We start from the raw sequence: 19,024 nt of genomic DNA, 5'->3' as shown, positions 1-19,024 counted from the left end.
TTTAGAATACAATCAAATGACAAAACGAAAACTCATTTAGAAATGGAGAGCCGTATGCATTGAAAGGTGCCCGTACGGTTCGGGAAGGGGCGAGGTCTTCTAGACTTCGCCTATTTCATCCTATAATAAAAAAACTCGTTCTCACCATGAAAAACATCATAGTTGAGGACGAGAGTTCATGACTTCGTGGTTCCACCTCATATTCATTATTGCCTCACGACAATAACCTTATCAAGTACGCTTATTCATATAAGTTCATACTCTAGCGTGATAACGGTCGCATTCCGTAGCAGCTTACTTTATTTTTCAGTGCTCCACTCAAGGACGAGTTCAATAACACTTTCACAGTTCTTTCCACCAGCCAGAACTTCTCTATGCATCATTTGTTATTTACTATTTCCTATCACTGTATTTATTATAGAGTTGTTGGATATATCATATACCTTTTTATAAATATAGTCAACCATATTTTATATTTTTAAGCATTTCTTTTTTTGGTTTTATGAAATATTATATTCTATTTTTCGCCTTTTTCAAAAAATAAAACACAACAAAAAAATATCTTTTACCCCATCATAAGCAATCAATTCCTATATAAAAGATAAAAAACTATATATCAAAATAGATATATAGCTTTATTTGAAGCCTTATCATGGCACCCAATTTTATCATTTTTCATAATTCTAGTCATCAAATATATCTGTGCCACAGTGTGAACACTTCTTACCAGAAAATATGCTACTCATATCCAGTAAACTACCACAAAAATGACATCTCCATATAAAAGGATATAAAACATAAATAGCTACCGTTCCAATAAAACCAATGAAACATAATACATAATAGAATATATCCAGATTCATATTAACGGGAACAACTGTGGTAGCTGATACCACAAGAATCGCCAAAAAGTCATATACTAGCATATAAATGACAAATTTTCTATATCTTCGTTTCATTAACTCAATTTACCATAGTCGTATTATATGGACATGTCAAGACAACATTTTTTACTGTTTTTCCTGATACTCCAGTAATATTTACTGATTTAATTCTCTGTGATATATATGTTGAACCTTTATATCCTGCATAAGCCTTAGAAGTACTGTCATAATATGCTGGAGTAAACGTGCTAGTATAAGTAGCAATTCTATGAGCTGTTTTTGCACCATTAGCTCCATATTTAAGTGTAGGAACAACAACTGTCGCCGTGCATGATGCTTTTGTATAAGAAGCCGAATGAACCCATAATCCACTTGGTGATTTAAAATAGACAAAAGAGCATGTTTCAGCAGTATTCCAAGTATATGAACTACTTATACTTGTAACAGTTGTTGTACTTGATATATCAGATGCAACTGATTTAATAAAATCATATGCTGAAATAGCTTTTCCAGCTTTACTTTCACCAGCTACTGTTTTTCCAATTGTTTTTAAAACACTAAACGTTTTTGCTTGAGCTGAGGTATTAGATTTCAAAGCAGTAACACCAGTTTTGTATAAATTACTACTTGTCGTGGGAGTTGCAAGCACTCTCATTACATCATATGTTTTTCCTCCAGTAGTATATTTACTATATACTGTTTTCATTGTTGCACCTTTAACTTTAGCAATACCTCCAACTTGATCTTCACCAATGATTTTTGCCAATTCAGATCCCGTAACAGTTTGGACACCTAAACTATTCAATTGATTTTCATATTCTTTTACAGAACTGAAATTTTCCTCAACAAATGCTTCATTTTGCAAATCAATAATTGCATTGATTTCATCAATTGTTGTGTTTGTTTCATCTCCATTACTATCTAATACAATTTCTTTTTCATCATTAGAAAAAGCTGAAACATTCTGCATTTCTATCACCGAGAATAGAAAAGCAGACGCTAATAATGATACTGATATTTTTTTCAAGTTTATATTCATTTTTCTATCATATTGAAGATTTTTAATCTACAATTTTCCCTTCTTATTCAAATATTTATATATAATGCACTACAACATTATTTAATCATAAATCAAGAAAAACATAAATACCATTCATTTATACTTAATATTCACTTAAATAAACTTTAACAATCTTTTATAGAAAATATATGTTGAAAATGAAAAATCAGTTATTTAACAATTCATCTGTCTTTTCACAAATATAAACAAATTGAATTTATATTTTTACTTTTAATAAATACCTATCAACTCATCTCGTGTTTTTTATGAGAACAAGCCTGTTTCTAGAACAAAAGCTGAATCTCCTTCATTTTATGCGACCTATCCTAGCATCTTGCATTATTTCTTGTTGAATGGATCATTTCATTAATTGTTCTGCCTCTTCATCTTCTTTCAATGAATTTTTGAAATATTCTTGTATGCTTTTCTTATCCTTTTACTGTACAACAATCATCAATACCACTTTTATATTATTTTATACACTTTTTGATTATCTTACTTTTTAGCTTTAGGAATCACATCTCATTTTTAAATCTCGTTACTACGCGATAGTTTGTGGATTTTAATTCAATACAAAAAAGAATAACCCCAAAGGTTATTCTATCGATCAAAAGCTAAATCAATAAGACGATCAATTAAATCACTATAAGTGATGCCTAAATCAGCTATTAACTGAGGATACATCGAAATCTTTGTAAATCCAGGCATCGTATTAATTTCATTAAGATAAATCTGATTTGTTTTCTTATCCAAGAAGAAATCCACACGAGAAAGTCCATGTCCATCAACAGCTTTGAAAACTTTTAATGCATATTCTCGAATTTTTTCTTGAATGTTAGCATCAACTAATGCAGGAATACATGTTTTGCTTTCTTCATCTTCATACTTTGATTCAAAAGTATAAAACTCTCCATGAGGCATAATTTGACCAACACGAGAAACAATAGGATCATCATTACCTAATACTGCTGTTTCCAATTCAATACAATCAATACATTCTTCAACAACAATATGGCTATCATACTGTCCTGCCTGATGTAAGATATCTAAGAATTGTTCTTTTTGGTCCACACGATAACAACCTACACTTGATCCTGAACGACTTGCTTTCACAAAACAAGGAAACCCTAACTGATTTTTCACTGCTGTTAATATATCATCAGTTTCATCAAATTGATGATTCACAACAACATATTGACCATCATATCTTTTTTTCACATATAAAGATTTCACTTGTGGAATTCCTACTGTTTCTAAAATCTTTTTGGTATAAATTTTATCCATGGCCACACTTGAAGCCAATGTTCTACATCCTACATATGGAACACCAGCCAATTCAAATAACCCCTGAATCGTTCCATCTTCACCATATTGTCCATGAAGAACAGGGAAAATAACATCTTGTTGTTTCAACAAATGATAAATATCTTCAATATGTGTTGAGTGATCTAACCATGAATCTAAAGTTAAATCTTCCTGACTGGCATCTAAAAGATACCATTCTCCAGACTGATCAATACCAACCAAAGTCAACTCATAACGATCTCTATGAAGATTTTTTAAAACAGATGTACAAGACATTCTTGAAATGGTATGTTCAGTAGATTGTCCTCCACATATAATCATTAATTTTCTCATTTTTTATATTTCTCCTTTAAATAGTCTACAACTTCATCAAGATGCATGCCATGTGATCCTTTTAATAAAATGACATCATCATTCTGTATACATCCCTCTAAAGTTTGAATTAAATCTTGATTACTTTCAAAATGATAAGCTTCTATACCATTTTCCTGTGCTTTTAAAACAATATTCTGGCTTGCAGGTCCTACACACATTAATTGATCTATATGCTTTTTAGCAACATATTGCCCAACTTCCTGATGAAATGCCTGTTCATACGCTCCAAGCTCTAACATATCTGCCAAGATGGCTATTTTTCTATTAGGATATTTTGATAAAACATCAAGACTTGATTTCATTGAATCTAAGTTGGCATTATATGTGCCATCAATCAATCTGATTCCATGACTCAGTTCAATCATATCCATACGATTTTTTGTCAGTTCAAATTGATCAATACCTTTAATACACTTTTCAATATCAATATCTAAGCTTAGCCCTACCGCAATCGCAATCAACGCATTCATCACAAAATGATAACCAGAAACTGGCACATGAACATGATAAGTTTTTCCCTGATAATCCAAATCAAAATAAGATTCTTCTAATAATAACTCAACATGATAAGCTTTTAAATAACAGTCATTATTTTCACCAACACGAATAATAGGATAATCTTGAGATTGTACAGTATGCAACATATCATTATCATCATTGATAATAAGGCGTCCCTGCTGAGTTAATCCTTCAACAATTTCCATCTTCGCTTTTAGAATATTCTCTCGTGACCCTAGTTCCCCAATATGTGCTGTTCCAACGTTTGTAATAACTGCAATATCAGGTCTTGCAATATGTGTCAGATGGCGAATTTCACCAAGATGATTCATTCCCATTTCTAATACCATGACTTCTTCATCCTGATGTCTTAAAACTGTTAAAGGTAAACCGATATGATTGTTGTAGTTACCTAAAGTTTTCAGAGTTTTATATTGCATTGATACCACAGCATAAATCATATCCTTGGTACTTGTTTTTCCAACACTCCCTGTAATTCCCACAACTTTAACAGCACGATGTTTTCTTAAATAAGCTGCCATATCTGTTAATGCCTGTAAAGTATCCTTCACTAAAATCACGTTTTTATCAGGATAATCTATGGGCTGAGATGTTATAACAGAACTTGCGCCAGCTTCAAAAGCCTGTTTTATAAACTGATGTCCATCATTTTTTTCTCCAAACAGCGGAATATACATATCTCCTTCATGAATCTGTCTTGTATCTTGTGTAAATCCATGAATATCATCATTGATATTTCCACTCAATAATGTGCCACCAGTGGCTTCAATAATCTCTCTTATTAGCATAATTTTACCTCATTTTTAATATATGCACTATTATAGCACCAGTTCACTAGGAAAGCTATGAAATTTTATTGTTCTTATATAATAAAAAAATAGCTGTTTAAAACAACTATTTCTTTTCATATTCTTATATATTGATATTTTATCTAGCTCAAATCAATATAGTGACAATTAAATATAATCACCTTGTCCATCAAAGAACAATCTTTGTTGCTGGGCACCATCAAAGTCCATAATGACATAATAGCTTTCTTGTTGATAAGCTGATACATATGTTTTCACAATCAATTTATCACCAACAATATATCCTGTATCAACCAATCCATTGTAAATTGTCTTTTCTTGCTGTGTTGACAAATCATATCTAACAACACTGCCATCCATAGATTGATAAAATAAATACTGTTCATTCATATTTAAGAAATTAACAGCATTCGCTTTTAATACCTCTGTCTTTTTACTATTTATATCTAACAAATAGATACCATCTGATGATAAATAATAAAGTTTTCCATCTAAATAAATTAAATTATAAAATGATCCACTCAATAATTTTTCATCATTTTCTCCATTTCTATTCATACGATAAATACCATCATCAGATGTATAATAAATATAATCATCTACAACATTAATACAATAAGAGTGTCTATCATTAAGCTTTGTCTGTTTTTGTGTATTGATATCATAAACATAGATTGATTCATTATCCTCATCTAATTGATAGTAGATGCGATCATTATCTATATATGGATAATAAATAGCTTTAGTTATGAATTGATTTTGATTTTTACCATCTAATGAAACTTCGCATAAATAATTCTGCTGATTTGTATAATAAATCTTATCATTATGAATCATGATATTTTGACATTTCTCTGTAACCAATGTTTGACGGTTATTTAAGTTTTGATCCATGGATACAAGATACCCCTGATCATTACACATATAAAGCGTTTCTCCATCAAAATAAGCCTCACCATTTTGATTAATATTTCCAACCAAACTTGAAAAACCTGTTTTTCCTGATATTGTCATAGGTTGTTGTGGTAATGTATCTGATGATGTATCATGAAAAGACGTATAATTAAGCGTTGGTCCATGATAAACATATTCATAAGATACAACTGTTAAAACAGCCAAAACAATAACACTCACTAAAATGAGTAACTTATTTACTTTTTTATTGACTGGTATATCTTTAAAAGACGATGTCTTTGTTTCCTTTTCAACAGTTTCTTCATCAAAAAACAGTGGTTCATAATATCCATCATTTTGTTCTTGTGACTTGTATAATGGATGACCACAATATGGACAATAATTCATATCATTGCTGACTTCATTTTGACAATTTGGACAAATCATATCTCAATCCTCCTACGACTGTTGATGAGGATTTTCATGTTCATCAACAACTTTATAATCAACGTCAATAACATCACTATCCTGATTTTGGTAATCCTGATAAAGAGATTCATAATATTCCTGATCTTCTTTATCTTCATGTGACTGACGACGTGAAAAGAAAAGCTTTCTTATTATCCAGATAACCAAAATAACCCCAATCAAAACAATAAGGATTGGTAAAAATAATCTTAAAGCTAACATAATTAATACAAGCACACATAACAAATATATAAAATTATATCCCATATCATTTCTCCTTTTGCGATATAGTCTATATGATAAATATAAACTATAAATGAACTGCGTCTTCCTCCTCATGCCATACAAACAAATAGTAAACTGGTACTTTTAAACCTGATGCAAACTTTTCGACAACCTTTAAAGACACATTTCTACGACCTCTTTCAACATCTGAAACATAGTTTTTAGATAACTGGCAACGAAATCCAAGTTCTTCCTGAGAAACATTTTGCATCAAACGGAGTTCTTTAATTCTTCTCCCAAAACGAATATTTATATTTTCCATACTCACTCATTCTCCATCTGTCGTATTTTTTGAGCTTCTTCCTTAATCTTTTTAAAACGATGATGTAATCCTGATTTACTAATGGTTTGACCAGTCTGCTGATAATATGTATCTGCCAATTCATTTAAAGTTAACTCAGGATTTTCTAAACGTAATAAAGCCACTGTACGTGTCTTATCATCTAAAATCTCAATGCCTACTTTATCAATGATATAGGCAATATCTTCAATTTGGGCTGTAGAAGCACTCATCGCTTTCACTTCATTAGCAATATCACAATTATTCCATCTATTGACAGTATTGGCCATAGAACGATCAATACGTGTCATTTCAAAATTCATAACTGATTGTGAAGCACCTATGGCTCTTAAAAAATCCCCAATTTTCTCTGCTGATTTTAAATACACAACATATTTATTACGTCTTTTAATCATTTTGGCATGCAAGTCATAACAATTCATCAACTCCATAATAAATGAAGCATATTCTGGTTCATTCACACTCATTTCCAGATGATAGTTAGATGTATCTGGATTATTCACACTTCCACAAGATAAAAAGACCCCTGCCAGATAAGCTCTTTTCTTGGCATCTGTTTCTAAAAAATGAATATCTGGAAAACTTTGTATACCAATGCCTTCCATAAGATGTAAGTCTTCTAAGATTTCTCTTGCCTTAGAAACCATCAATGTATAAATGTTATTTTTTTTCAATTTCATTTTTCTAGAAACACGAAATTCTATATGTGGTTGATATAAATCCTTTAAGAATTTATGCAATTTAGATGCGATTTTCGCATTTTCAGTTCTTAATGTTAGCGTTAAGCCTGACTGATTGAGTGACAATGTTCCAAGAATTTTAATCATTGCACAAAGTATTGCCTTTTCACACGGTTGATCAAAATCATTGAATACAATTTCTTCTTTGACGACTCTTGAAAAAGAAATCATCATAAAACCTCCTTAATGATCAGCATCACGATGCCATTTATAAACTTGATAATATTTTGAATAATACTCTGCAAAATAATTGGTAAGTGTGACTGAACGATGCTGTCCCCCAGTACATCCAATTCCAATAATCATATGCATTTTACCCTCTTCTTCATATTTCTTTAATAAATAATCATAATATTCTATTGTTCTACGAACAAATTCCTGTGTTTCACTTTGTGACATCACATAATCATAAACCTCTTTATCATTTCCAGTTAATTTTCTTAAGCTTTCAATATAAAAAGGATTTGGTAAAAAACGTACATCTAATAACAAGTCTGCATCACGTGGAATTCCATGTTTATATCCAAATGAAATAAAAGAGACTCTAAATGTATCACGATTTCCTTTGTGGAAATAACTTTCTAATTTATCTTGTAATTTTGATGGCTTTAATAATGTTGTATCAATCACAATATTAGCTAACTGACTAATAGGATCTGCCATTTCACGTTCAAATTCAATAGCTTCAACCAAAGATGATGCCACATTACTAATCATGAGTGGGTGAGAGCGTCTTGTCTGTTTATAACGTGAAAGTAAAACTTTATCATCACAGTCTAAGAAAATAACTGTCAAATCTACCCAATCCATGTTTGATAAGATTCTCACAGCCAAAATCGCATCACCTAGCGATACTGCCATAGCCACTTTAGAATATTTCGTAGACGTACGCATTAAATCCCCAAATTCTTTTAATAATGGAATAGGATAATTATCTATACAGCGATACTCCATATTTTCAAAGATAGCCATTGCCTGAGTTTTACCAGCCCCAGACATCCCCGTTACAACAATAACTTCAATTTTATTCATATAACTCACCTTCTCTTTTATAATATATCAAAAATCACATTATAAGTGTACTCTTTTTTTATACAAAAAGAGAAAAGAATCTATTTCCCTTCTCTCTATTTGAATAATGAAGCAATATATTGTCCTGCAATAGCACCATCATTAGCAGCAGTCACAACTTGTCGCAGTTGTTTATCAGTCACATCCCCACCAGCAAAAATACCAGCAACTTTTGTTTCCTGATTCATATCAACTTCAATATACCCTTTTTCATTCACTATTCCCAAATCTTTTACAAATTCTGTAATAGGATCTAATCCTATAAATGGAAAAATTCCTTGTGCTTCAATTGTAGAAAGCTCCCCTGTATGAGAATCTTCTACAATCAGCCCCACAACTTTTTGATCTTCAACTTTCACTTCATGAGGTTTCTTTAAATAATGGATTTCAATGTTGTCTTTTTCTTGTAATTTATTAACTAAATATTGATCAGCACGCAACACATCACGACGCACAATAATATGCACATGATTCACAATATCACTTAAATAAATAGCTTCTTCAATAGCACTGTTTCCGCCACCTACAACACAGACATCTTTATTTTTAAAGAAAGGTCCATCACAGACAGCACAATAAGACACACCTCTTCCACTCATTTCTTCTTCATGAGGGATTCCCATATGACGTTCTTTTGTACCTGTCGCAATAAAGACATAGCGTGCTTCATATGTTTTATCACCTACATAAACAACTTGATGATCTTCATGATGTTCAATACGTGTCACTTCACCATATTCATATTGAGCACCAAAAGATAAACATTGTTCATACATGGCATAAGCCAGTTCTGGTCCTTTTGTTATTAATCCAGGATAATTTTCTATTTCAGCTGTTAAATTCATCTTTCCACCAGGTGCTCCACCATCTAAAACCAAAACACTGGCTCCTGCACGCGAAGCATATAAGGCAGCTGTTAAACCAGCTGGACCAGCACCCACAACAATTAAATCAGTCATCCATTCATCTTCCTTTCTACAAATGTTATAATTTCTGACATATCATCTATCAGTAAATCAGGAGCTAAAGCTTGCATTGCCTGATAACCTTTAGGTGTCCATTTGACACCAGCTGTATAAATACCTGCATTTTTTCCAGCTTGTATATCAGTCACATTATCTCCAATATATAAACCGTTTAAACAATGAAATGTATTCATTACTTTTAAAATACCTTCAGGATTTGGCTTGACATGTTCAACATCATCCATTCCTAAAATCATATCAAAATATGGAGTAATTTCAAATAAATCCAGCCCAATCAAAGCAGCCTGACGATATTTAGTTGTGACAACCGCTAATGGATAACCTTGTTTTGATAATGTTTTTAAGGTTTCTTCAACATGAGGGTAAATGGTCACATAGTCCTGATGATGAGCATGATTATATGCACGATAATAATCAATCAGTTCCTCAATCATCTCATCAGGAAAATATCTAGAAAATGTATCTTTTAAGGCTGGGCCTAAAAATGATAAATGTTCCTGATCACTAATTTGATAGTCTGGCTTATAATGACGAAAGACATGTTCAAAAGATTTTCTAATTAACAAATCTGTATTTAATAATGTCCCATCTAAATCAAAAATAACTGCAAAATCTTTTTTCATAGTAACTCCTTTATATGTATTATATCATGAATATCACAAAGCTTATATGATTATGCTTTTAAAATATTTTCGATTTCATGAACCAATATTTTCATTTGTTCCATTGTGCCTATTGTTATTCTTAAATATTGCTCAATTCTTGGTTGATGAAAATAACGAACCAGTATACCTTTTTCTCTTAATTGTAAAAATAACTTCTGAGCATCATAATGAGGATGTTTCACAAAGATAAAATTGGCTTTTGAATCAGGCATTACAAAACCTAACTTTTTCAATTCAGACTTTGTATATTCTCGTGTTTCTATGATTTTTTGAGCATTTTGTTGGATATAATCACTATCTTCCATACTCGCAACACCAATAGCCTGTGCCAAACTATCAACAGGATAAGAATTAAATGAATTTTTCACATCATATAGTTTAGCGATTACTTCCTGACTTCCTAGAGCTACCCCTAAACGAATTCCCGCTAATGAACGATATTTAGAAAATGTTTGTGTGATCAATAAATTTGGATATTTTTGAATCAATGGAACAGCACTTTGCCCACCAAAATCAATATATGCTTCATCAATCACAACAACACTATCCTGATTATGTTTTAAAAGATCTTCAATCATATCTAATGAAACACACAGTCCTGTTGGGGCATTAGGATTAGGGAAAATAATGCCAGAATTAGGCTGAATATAATCTGCTTTGTTGATTTCAAAATCTTGATTTAAAGGAATTTTTTTGTAAGCTATCTGATACAGCTCACAATAAACTGGATAAAAAGAATAACTGATATCAGGAAACAGCACTGGTTCTTGACCATTAAAGCATGTTAAAAAGATCAGTGCCAGCACTTCATCTGAACCATTTCCAACAAAAACCTGACGTGTATCTAAATGGTGATAATCAGCTAATGCCTGTCTTAATGCATCCGCATCTGGACGTGGGTATAAAGCCAAATGTGAAGAATCAAAATTCAAAATCGCCTGTTTCACTTTTTCACCTGGATCATATGGATTTTCATTCGTATTTAATTTAATTAAATTTTTAATTTGTGGTTGTTCTCCTGCCTCATAAGGTTGAACATTTCTTAACTTATCTTGCCAACTCATTATTTTTCCCTCCTAACATATCTTGAATCACTTCATGAACATAATGAACATGTCTTGGTACCATTGATTTGATATCTTCATGAGCATGTTTAAAAGTATATCCCTGTCTGATAGCTTGCAGCATAGACAAATCATTATATGAATCACCTATCGCATAAATATCCTGTTCATTGATACCTAAATGCTGACAAAGCCATGTCATACCATTGCCTTTAGAACATCCTCTTGCGACAATATCAACATAATGCAAATTATAATACACACTGAGCTTATCCCCGTAATGCTTTTGAATATATTCATAACAGGCTTTGGTGATTGTCATTTCCTGATTATCCTGATGAAAAGAAATAATATCAAAATGTGGTGCATTCTGATAAAGTTCCTGAAATGAAACATCAACTGGCTCTCCAAGATTTGTCATATGTTCTACACACTGTCCATGACTAAAACCATAACTGACTGCTCCATCACTATAAAAAGAATATAAATCATTAAATTGTGTCACATAATCTAAAATAGCTCTCCCAGTATGCGCATCCATCTTTTTTTCATATAAAACACGATGATTTCTATCTAGAATTTGAGCTCCATTATTTAATATTAAATAATCATAAGGAAAAGGAATCTCATTTAAAATCCATTTCATTTCAAAAAGTTGTCGACCTGTACAGAGTGCTATTTTATGTCCTTGTCTTTGTAGTTCTTTCATCCAATCAATGTTATCCTGACTTATATTTTGATTGTCATGAACCAATGTTCCATCTACATCACTAATTAATATCTTCATTACATATCACCTATTGTTCCTATTATATCTAACCTATATCAAAAAGCAAAGTGAAATTTTGTATATTGTTATTCCTGCACATAAATAGATTTTATCATATTTTCCATATAATCCTATAATGCAAAAAGGATTGACTTCTAGGCCATATAGAAACCAACCCTTCTTTTAAATTTTTAAGCAATATAATCTTGAGGTGTATGCACATAAGTCAACTTTGAATAATAAGATTGATCTCTACGATATACAACAAATGAAGATTGTCCATCATAATTTCCCATACCATAATGACCTAGTCTTTCTTTTTTCTCTTCAAATTCTTTTTGACGCTCTTTAAAATCCTGCATCAATTGTGTTGTTGTGCTTTGTTGACCAGTAAATGTTTGTACAAGTTTTTGTTGGTCTTCTGTCAAAAATAATTCATCAAAAGTTGTCGCATGATCTTTGATAAAAGTGATTTTCTCATCATTATAATTATGTGCTCTATCAAATGTACGTTGAACCTGAAGTGTGAGGTTTTCATCTATTTGAATCTGATAAGTCAAATCATAAAAAATATTGTAATTATCTGCAATTTGAATCTGATATTTTTTTGTCCATGATCCAGCTTGCTTTTGTGATAATGAAGCTTCAAATTTTTCTATATCATCAACAATACCATCAACATTTGTAAACTGATTTTGAAAATCAGCTAATGTATCATAAACTGCAATCACTCTCATTGCATCACCCTGAATTTCAGGAAGTTCTACTCGCTCATTGTGTTGGATGGTTTCATCACTCACCATATTATTAAGAACGCGACTATATAATAAAGGAATAGTTATAAATGAAAAGAAAATAATGACATACAACAAATAAGTCATCGCTTTATTTTGGGGTTTTTGATAACGATAATTGTTCCTTAAATCTAATCCACAATGAGAACAAAAATTCTCATTCTCCTTTAATTCGTGTCCACATCTCGGGCATTTTTTCATATTCTATTCCTCCTCAAAATAATCATTCATAAAGACTTCAAATTCATCTAAAAACGCTTGTTTCCTTTTTAGCTGTTGTTCACGATCTTGGATATCAAAATAATCTTCATCCAAATACTGATAAGTTTCATCTATTTTCCCATTTCTAATAACCTCAATTGTAGGTGTCCAATCAAAATCTAATCTTTGATAAATATTTTCATAAAAGTCTTTTTCTGCCTGTGTTGCATCATCATCTCGAGCACGATCACGATATTCCTTAATATTCAAATAATAAATACCTGTTCCTTCATGTTCATTGATGTACTCTTCTAATACCGGATAAAAATCCTGACAATCTCCACAGTCCGGTCTACCTATATATAATAAAAAAGTGACTTTTTGATCAAGCTTTTCTACCAATTCTTCATAAGGTATTTCTTGAATACCTTGAATAACTAATTTCTCTGTTTGTGTATGTTGACATCCTATTAATAATAGACATGTTATAAATAGGCATATCCATTTTTTCATGATTATCACCACTTTTGTTTAATATAACATAAAGACTCATCAATAATCAACTTATGTCTTTCCATTTTCAAAATCTATCATGACTTTTTAAACTCTATATTAACTTTATGCATTTATTGTATTTAAAAAACGCACAAACGTGCGTTTTCATCATCTAAACTCATTTATATCTATGAAACTGGAATAGTGACTTCTTCTACTTTTGAATTTCCATAATCAGCAATTGACTGTTTTTGGAGTGATGTCAATACATCAGCTTCATTTTCAACATAATCAAATGAATCATTATATAAACGTGATTCTCCCATATATTCATCATCACTATCATAACTAGAATCAAAGTTTGTGTAATAATACATATATCTTGTTTTTTCAACATCTTGATGTGTTGAATAGTCATAACCCTGATAAGTTTCTTTAAAGACAAAGACTAAATAATTTCTTTGATATTCAATATTTTCTGTATTTTCTTTAATATAATAAGACTTATAGAAAGTTCTTTTTGAATCAGTATCATAATAAGATGAATTTGTTGATTCTTGTAATGCAGCATCATATGCTTTTTGATAAAGCGTTTTATCAATTTCAGAAGCACTTTGATATTTCACAATTAAACCTGAAACATCAAATTGTTTTGATTCTTCTTTTAAAACAACTTTTAATTGCTTAGCTGTTTCCTTTGAATATACGGCTGTTACTGTTACTTTATCACCATTAGAAAGTTCTCCATTATTTTCAATATCAAATGAAATATCACCAACAAACTGTGCTAACTGAGCATTAGTCATATCATAGTCAATATCTGACTCATCAACATAGGCTTCCCCAGCACCATCATATCCATCATATGATACGGTCATGTTTGCAAAAGCATCAATAACTGTTTTATTGAAGAATGTATCCCAAATCTTATATCCTACAAAAGCAAGCACAACAACAATGACAGCACCTAAAATCATTTTCCCATTTTTTGTTTTCAAAAATGCAATAGCTTTTTCTTTTGTAATGACTGGTTCAGCAGGTGTCTTCACTTCTTGTGTTGGAGCTGTTGTATCTTCTGTAACCGTTTGATGGACTGGTGGTGGTGATTGAATCGTCTGTCCTTTACCTGCTGGTAAATAAGCATCTAAAACAGTCACATGAATCACTTGATCTAAACGCAACATGATAAATAAATGTAATAATGCTGAAGCAAAAACAAGAATACCCATGATAGTTGTGAAAGTTTGATTTCCACCCAAACCTTGTAATGAATCACCTAGATTTATCATCTGGAATCCAAAAAATACAGAAAAGACTGTGTGTAAAATAGCATCCCATAAAATACCCTGAACTTTTTCTGTCTTTAAATAATAAAGATATAAAAGTACAGTCACAACAATCACCCCTAATACACCAACCATCAAAAAGATAGCCCAATTTATAAGACTTGATAATGAACCCATCAAACTGAATACATCTGATGCCATAGCCGCAATTCTCCATAAACTGATAGATAATATCAAGTCAAATATGAGAATCAATAAACATAGCGGTTTAAAAGAATATGTTTTTTTCATTGTGATTCCCCTCCTTCATCGGGATTTGATTCTTGAGAAGAACTCTCCTGATTAACGTTTATAACCTCACCACAAAGTAGTGATGGTGTATATGGCTGTAAGAATGAAAGATGAATCACATGATACATCTGTAAAAGAACAATAATGTGGAAGATAGCACCAATGAATGTCACAACCAATGTCAATTGTAAACTTCCTAGAATTGATGCAACCATATTACTTTCTGATTGTGTAGACCCCCATATCAATGATCCTAATCCTCCCATGACTGTTGACATGATTGTATCAAAGAAGCGTAAGAATAAAACAAATTCAATTGCCCCTATAACACAACTGATAATGATAGCTATTTTTCTTTCTTCATAAATAAAGAATACAAGTAATAAAATGGCAATCACCGCTGTTGCGACAATGCCTAATAAAAAAATCAAAGAAGCATTTGTCAATGAATCTGTTGAAAAATTCGCCAAGCTTGCATAATCACCCGAACTTGATGCATTTGCAAGACTGTTTAACGGTGAATAAATCATATATGTTCCAATGAGCGCTATAACATTGACAATAGCCGTTGCGATAGCCAATGGAGCATATTTTAATTTTGGTTTCATAATAACCCCTCCCTTTTACTTATTATATCATATTTTGACATAGATAGACTTATTTTCATGTTGTCTACAAAAAAAGGCCAGACGTTTTGATTCGTCTTAGCCTTCATTTCTATTATTTTAATAAGCTTTCTCCAGTCATTTCTTTAGGAATTGGTAATCCTAATAACTGTAAGATTGTTGGAGCTAAATCTCCTAGTTTTCCACCTTCTTTTAATTCTAAGTGTGTATTTGTTAGAATTAAAGGTACTGGATTTGTTGTATGAGCTGTAAATGGATTTCCTTCTTCATCCAATAGTTTTTCACTGTTACCATGGTCCGCAGTAATTAACATTGTTCCACCAAGTTCAAGAACTTTTTCATAAACTTCTCCAACACATTCATCAACGACGCTGACTGCTTTGATAGCTGCAGGAATAATTCCAGTATGTCCAACCATATCACAGTTTGCAAAGTTGACAATCACAACATCATAGATATCTTTATCTAATTCAGCAATTAATGCATCTTTAACTTCATATGCACTCATTTCTGGTTGTAAATCATAAGTGGCAACTTTTGGTGAATTAATTAAAACACGAGTTGCTCCTTCAATTTCTTTATCAACTCCACCATCCATAAAGAATGTGACATGCGCATATTTTTCAGTTTCAGCAATTCTTAATTGTTTTAATCCTTGAGCTGATAAATAATCACCTAAAGTATTTGATAAATCCAATGAATGGAATGCGATATCTCCATTAACAGTATCAGCATATCTCATCATACATACAAAGTGAATATTTTGTGGTTTATCTGCTGGTTTAAAGTTATCATAAACATCAGCAGTGAACACATTAGACATTTGAATTGCTCTATCTGGTCTGAAGTTAGCAAAGATAATAGCATCATTATCTGCAATAGCACCATTTGTATCTGGATTATATCCAGGAATCACGAATTCATCATAAACTTTTTTCGCATATGAATCTTTGACATATTGAACTGGATCACTATAAGTTTCACCAGATTTTCCAATTAATGCGTTATATGCTAATTCAATACGATCCATTCTTTTATCTCTGTCCATAGCATAATATCTACCAGAGATAGAAGCAATTTGACCAACACCAATTTCATCCATTTGATCTTGTAATTCTTTCACAAAATCAGCACCGCTATCAGGAGCTACATCTCTACCATCTAAGAATGCATGGACATAAACTTTTTCTAAACCTTGATCTTTTGCAAGTTTTAACAATGCATAAATATGTTCATTTGAAGAGTGAACACCACCATTTGATAATAATCCCCAAATATGTAACTTAGAATCATTATCTTTTGCATGTTGAATTGCTTTTAAGAAAGCTTCATTTGTAAAGAATGTTCCATCTTCTACAGCTTTATTAATGAGTGTTAACGATTGGTACACAATTCTTCCCGCACCGATATTTAAATGCCCAACTTCACTATTTCCCATTTGTCCTTCAGGTAATCCAACGGCATTTCCACAAGCTTTTAAAGTTGTTGTTGGATACATGGCCATTAAATCATCTAAATTAGGTGTATTTGCTAATTTGACAGCATTTCCATCAACACGATCAGTTAATCCATACCCATCTAAAATACATAAAACTACAGGTCTTTTTTTCATATTCTCTATACCTCCATACGCGTTCATTATACAAAATTTGACTTAAAAAATAAAGTTATATATACATTTTATTTTCTTTTTCTAGGTGTAGAAATCATATAGATACCTATAAAACTAATAACCAGAGGCCAATAAGCTTTAATACTTGTTTCCAGCTGTTGAATAAACTCATTTTGCTGTTCATGATTAATCGTTAAAATCACACCTAACATCATCATAATGATACCTATATTCTTTCTTAAATTCATTGTCATCACCAATGATATTTTAACATCCCTTATTTACGAACTTTGTCACTATCAAGCACTGAATGACAAAAGCGAAGCAACCCTCTTAAATCTACTGGTTCTCTCCCTTTTTGTGAATAAACAATAACTTCTAAACGATTGTATTCAAAACGATTAGAGTGAATAATACTATTAATATCACGTCGTAATTCTGATGGTATAACAACCATCAAGTTTTCAGACATCTTTCTAAGTAAAATACAAAGTGTAGCCAGTGACAATTCTAAATCCAAAATAGCTTTGGTACGATCATGTGTCAAAATATAAGAATCAAAAACACCTTTTTTATTATCAATCTGATTAAATCTATTTAAAATCATCTCTACTCCAACCACATTATCTTCCAAAGCTTCCATATAACATAAACGCTTTAATTCTCTTTTATTTCCCATAATATATCACCTATTTTTATTATACAGAATTCATAAAAGAAAGCATAGAAAAAAGGCTATAAAAGCCTTTAATTCTCACGATATAAACGATATAAACCATGCCCATAATAAATCATCGCAATAATCATTAAAATAAGCGTTGAATAAATCAAAATTGATGAAATCATTGTTCCTGGAATATAAAAAGCAACCAGAATAATAGATACAATAAAGAATACAGCTGTTGCGACCTTACCAGGCATTTGAGCTTGAGAAAGATGTTTATCTTTTTTACGATAAATATAATATCCCACAAACAACAACATACCATCTTTCAAGACAATAATCGCAACCAGCCATGCATAGGCTGGATAAGTATACATTAATGTACATGCCACTACAAACTGTGTCAATTTATCAGCCACAGGGTCAATCAGCTTACCGAGTTCTGTAATCATATGACATTTTCTGGCAATAAATCCATCAAGAAAATCACTTAAACTTGATAGTACCAAGATAATTGCCGCTACAAAACGCCCTTCATCCGACTGCAAATCAAAATATGCCCATAAAAATACGGGTACGAGTAATATACGAAAATAACATAATATATTTGGAATACTAAAAATTTCTTTCTTTGTAAACATCATATGTCCCTGCCTTTATATATTCCCTATTATAAGGAAAATAGATAATGAAGTCAAACGTATGTTATTTTTGAATATATTCGATAATATCCTGAATAATTTGTTGAATGCCAAATTAAATAAAAAGAAAAATAAAGAAAATAGTCAAAATAAAAGAAAAAGTCTTATCAAAGTGAATGAATAAGAAATAATCACTTTAAATGATAAGACTATTTTAGT

Annotated in this window: 20 protein-coding genes and 1 other annotated feature; all 20 genes read right to left on the bottom strand. The window is 31.4% G+C overall.

Translation table 11 applies throughout. The features are described from left to right. Positions 1 to 161: 161 nt before the first annotated feature. Positions 162 to 416, bottom strand: a binding site (T-box leader). Between the two features lie 547 nt (positions 417 to 963). After that, the gene (locus B5G32_RS11040) at positions 964 to 1,854 is read right to left on the bottom strand and encodes a hypothetical protein (protein WP_087936694.1); all 891 of its coding nucleotides are present in this window, start codon (positions 1,852 to 1,854) and stop codon (positions 964 to 966) included. Between the two features lie 690 nt (positions 1,855 to 2,544). Then, positions 2,545 to 3,582 carry a D-alanine--D-alanine ligase family protein gene (locus tag B5G32_RS11035; RefSeq protein WP_087936693.1) on the bottom strand — a complete coding sequence of 346 codons (1,038 nt, stop codon included), beginning with the start codon at positions 3,580 to 3,582 and terminating at the stop codon, positions 2,545 to 2,547. Continuing rightward, entirely contained in the window at positions 3,579 to 4,931 is a 1,353-nt protein-coding gene (locus tag B5G32_RS11030; protein WP_087936692.1) for a UDP-N-acetylmuramoyl-tripeptide--D-alanyl-D-alanine ligase, read from the bottom strand. Before B5G32_RS11030 ends, B5G32_RS11035 begins: the two co-directional genes overlap by 4 nt. Before the next feature lie 168 nt (positions 4,932 to 5,099). Then, complete coding sequence (locus tag B5G32_RS11025; protein WP_087936691.1) at positions 5,100 to 6,293, bottom strand: DUF5050 domain-containing protein; 1,194 nt, start codon at positions 6,291 to 6,293, stop codon at positions 5,100 to 5,102. Between the two features lie 12 nt (positions 6,294 to 6,305). Further along, on the bottom strand, positions 6,306 to 6,581 hold the full coding sequence (locus B5G32_RS11020; protein ID WP_087297224.1) for a DUF4834 domain-containing protein: 276 nt from the start codon (positions 6,579 to 6,581) through the stop codon (positions 6,306 to 6,308). A gap of 43 nt (positions 6,582 to 6,624) precedes the next feature. Beyond that, complete coding sequence (locus tag B5G32_RS11015; RefSeq protein WP_087243846.1) at positions 6,625 to 6,861, bottom strand: helix-turn-helix domain-containing protein; 237 nt, start codon at positions 6,859 to 6,861, stop codon at positions 6,625 to 6,627. A 2-nt stretch (positions 6,862 to 6,863) separates the two neighbouring features. Next, complete coding sequence (gene whiA / locus B5G32_RS11010) at positions 6,864 to 7,811, bottom strand: DNA-binding protein WhiA (protein WP_087243847.1); 948 nt, start codon at positions 7,809 to 7,811, stop codon at positions 6,864 to 6,866. Positions 7,812 to 7,823: 12 nt separating this feature from the next. Further along, positions 7,824 to 8,672 (bottom strand): RNase adapter RapZ, encoded by an 849-nt coding sequence (gene rapZ / locus B5G32_RS11005; protein WP_087936690.1) that lies wholly within the window; start codon positions 8,670 to 8,672, stop codon positions 7,824 to 7,826. Positions 8,673 to 8,767: 95 nt separating this feature from the next. Continuing rightward, a complete protein-coding gene (gene trxB / locus B5G32_RS11000; RefSeq protein WP_087936689.1) occupies positions 8,768 to 9,670 on the bottom strand; it encodes a thioredoxin-disulfide reductase in 903 nt (300 codons plus the stop codon). Then, positions 9,667 to 10,320: a pyrophosphatase PpaX gene (ppaX, locus tag B5G32_RS10995; RefSeq protein ID WP_087936688.1), complete on the bottom strand. Its 654-nt coding sequence runs from the start codon at positions 10,318 to 10,320 to the stop codon at positions 9,667 to 9,669. Before ppaX ends, trxB begins: the two co-directional genes overlap by 4 nt. A gap of 50 nt (positions 10,321 to 10,370) precedes the next feature. Then, positions 10,371 to 11,426: a histidinol-phosphate transaminase gene (hisC, locus tag B5G32_RS10990; RefSeq protein WP_087936687.1), complete on the bottom strand. Its 1,056-nt coding sequence runs from the start codon at positions 11,424 to 11,426 to the stop codon at positions 10,371 to 10,373. Continuing rightward, positions 11,410 to 12,213 carry a Cof-type HAD-IIB family hydrolase gene (locus B5G32_RS10985; RefSeq protein ID WP_087936686.1) on the bottom strand — a complete coding sequence of 268 codons (804 nt, stop codon included), beginning with the start codon at positions 12,211 to 12,213 and terminating at the stop codon, positions 11,410 to 11,412. Before B5G32_RS10985 ends, hisC begins: the two co-directional genes overlap by 17 nt. A gap of 173 nt (positions 12,214 to 12,386) precedes the next feature. Continuing rightward, on the bottom strand, positions 12,387 to 13,190 hold the full coding sequence (locus B5G32_RS10980; RefSeq protein WP_087297229.1) for a zinc ribbon domain-containing protein: 804 nt from the start codon (positions 13,188 to 13,190) through the stop codon (positions 12,387 to 12,389). A 3-nt stretch (positions 13,191 to 13,193) separates the two neighbouring features. Then, on the bottom strand, positions 13,194 to 13,703 hold the full coding sequence (locus tag B5G32_RS10975) for a thioredoxin family protein (RefSeq protein ID WP_087297230.1): 510 nt from the start codon (positions 13,701 to 13,703) through the stop codon (positions 13,194 to 13,196). Positions 13,704 to 13,873: 170 nt separating this feature from the next. After that, on the bottom strand, positions 13,874 to 15,262 hold the full coding sequence (locus B5G32_RS10970) for a hypothetical protein (protein ID WP_087936685.1): 1,389 nt from the start codon (positions 15,260 to 15,262) through the stop codon (positions 13,874 to 13,876). Then, on the bottom strand, positions 15,259 to 15,870 hold the full coding sequence (locus B5G32_RS10965) for a hypothetical protein (protein WP_087936684.1): 612 nt from the start codon (positions 15,868 to 15,870) through the stop codon (positions 15,259 to 15,261). The genes B5G32_RS10970 and B5G32_RS10965 overlap by 4 nt, the downstream gene beginning before the upstream one ends. A 112-nt stretch (positions 15,871 to 15,982) precedes the next feature. Further along, positions 15,983 to 17,500 carry a 2,3-bisphosphoglycerate-independent phosphoglycerate mutase gene (gene gpmI, locus B5G32_RS10960; RefSeq protein ID WP_087936683.1) on the bottom strand — a complete coding sequence of 506 codons (1,518 nt, stop codon included), beginning with the start codon at positions 17,498 to 17,500 and terminating at the stop codon, positions 15,983 to 15,985. Between the two features lie 68 nt (positions 17,501 to 17,568). After that, the gene (locus B5G32_RS10955) at positions 17,569 to 17,748 is read right to left on the bottom strand and encodes a hypothetical protein (RefSeq protein ID WP_087298199.1); all 180 of its coding nucleotides are present in this window, start codon (positions 17,746 to 17,748) and stop codon (positions 17,569 to 17,571) included. 29 nt (positions 17,749 to 17,777) lie between these two features. Then, positions 17,778 to 18,179, bottom strand: a complete 402-nt coding sequence (locus B5G32_RS10950; protein ID WP_087243859.1) for a hypothetical protein — start codon at positions 18,177 to 18,179, stop codon at positions 17,778 to 17,780. Positions 18,180 to 18,247: 68 nt separating this feature from the next. Beyond that, complete coding sequence (locus tag B5G32_RS10945; RefSeq protein WP_087936682.1) at positions 18,248 to 18,805, bottom strand: CDP-alcohol phosphatidyltransferase family protein; 558 nt, start codon at positions 18,803 to 18,805, stop codon at positions 18,248 to 18,250. Positions 18,806 to 19,024 lie beyond the last annotated feature (219 nt).

Source organism: Massilimicrobiota sp. An80, assembly GCF_002159255.1.
Classification (GTDB): Bacteria; Bacillota_I; Bacilli_A; order Erysipelotrichales; family Coprobacillaceae; genus Allocoprobacillus; species Allocoprobacillus merdigallinarum.
Note: the sequence above shows the minus strand (reverse complement) of the source record. Positions and strands in the feature narration are given on the sequence as shown.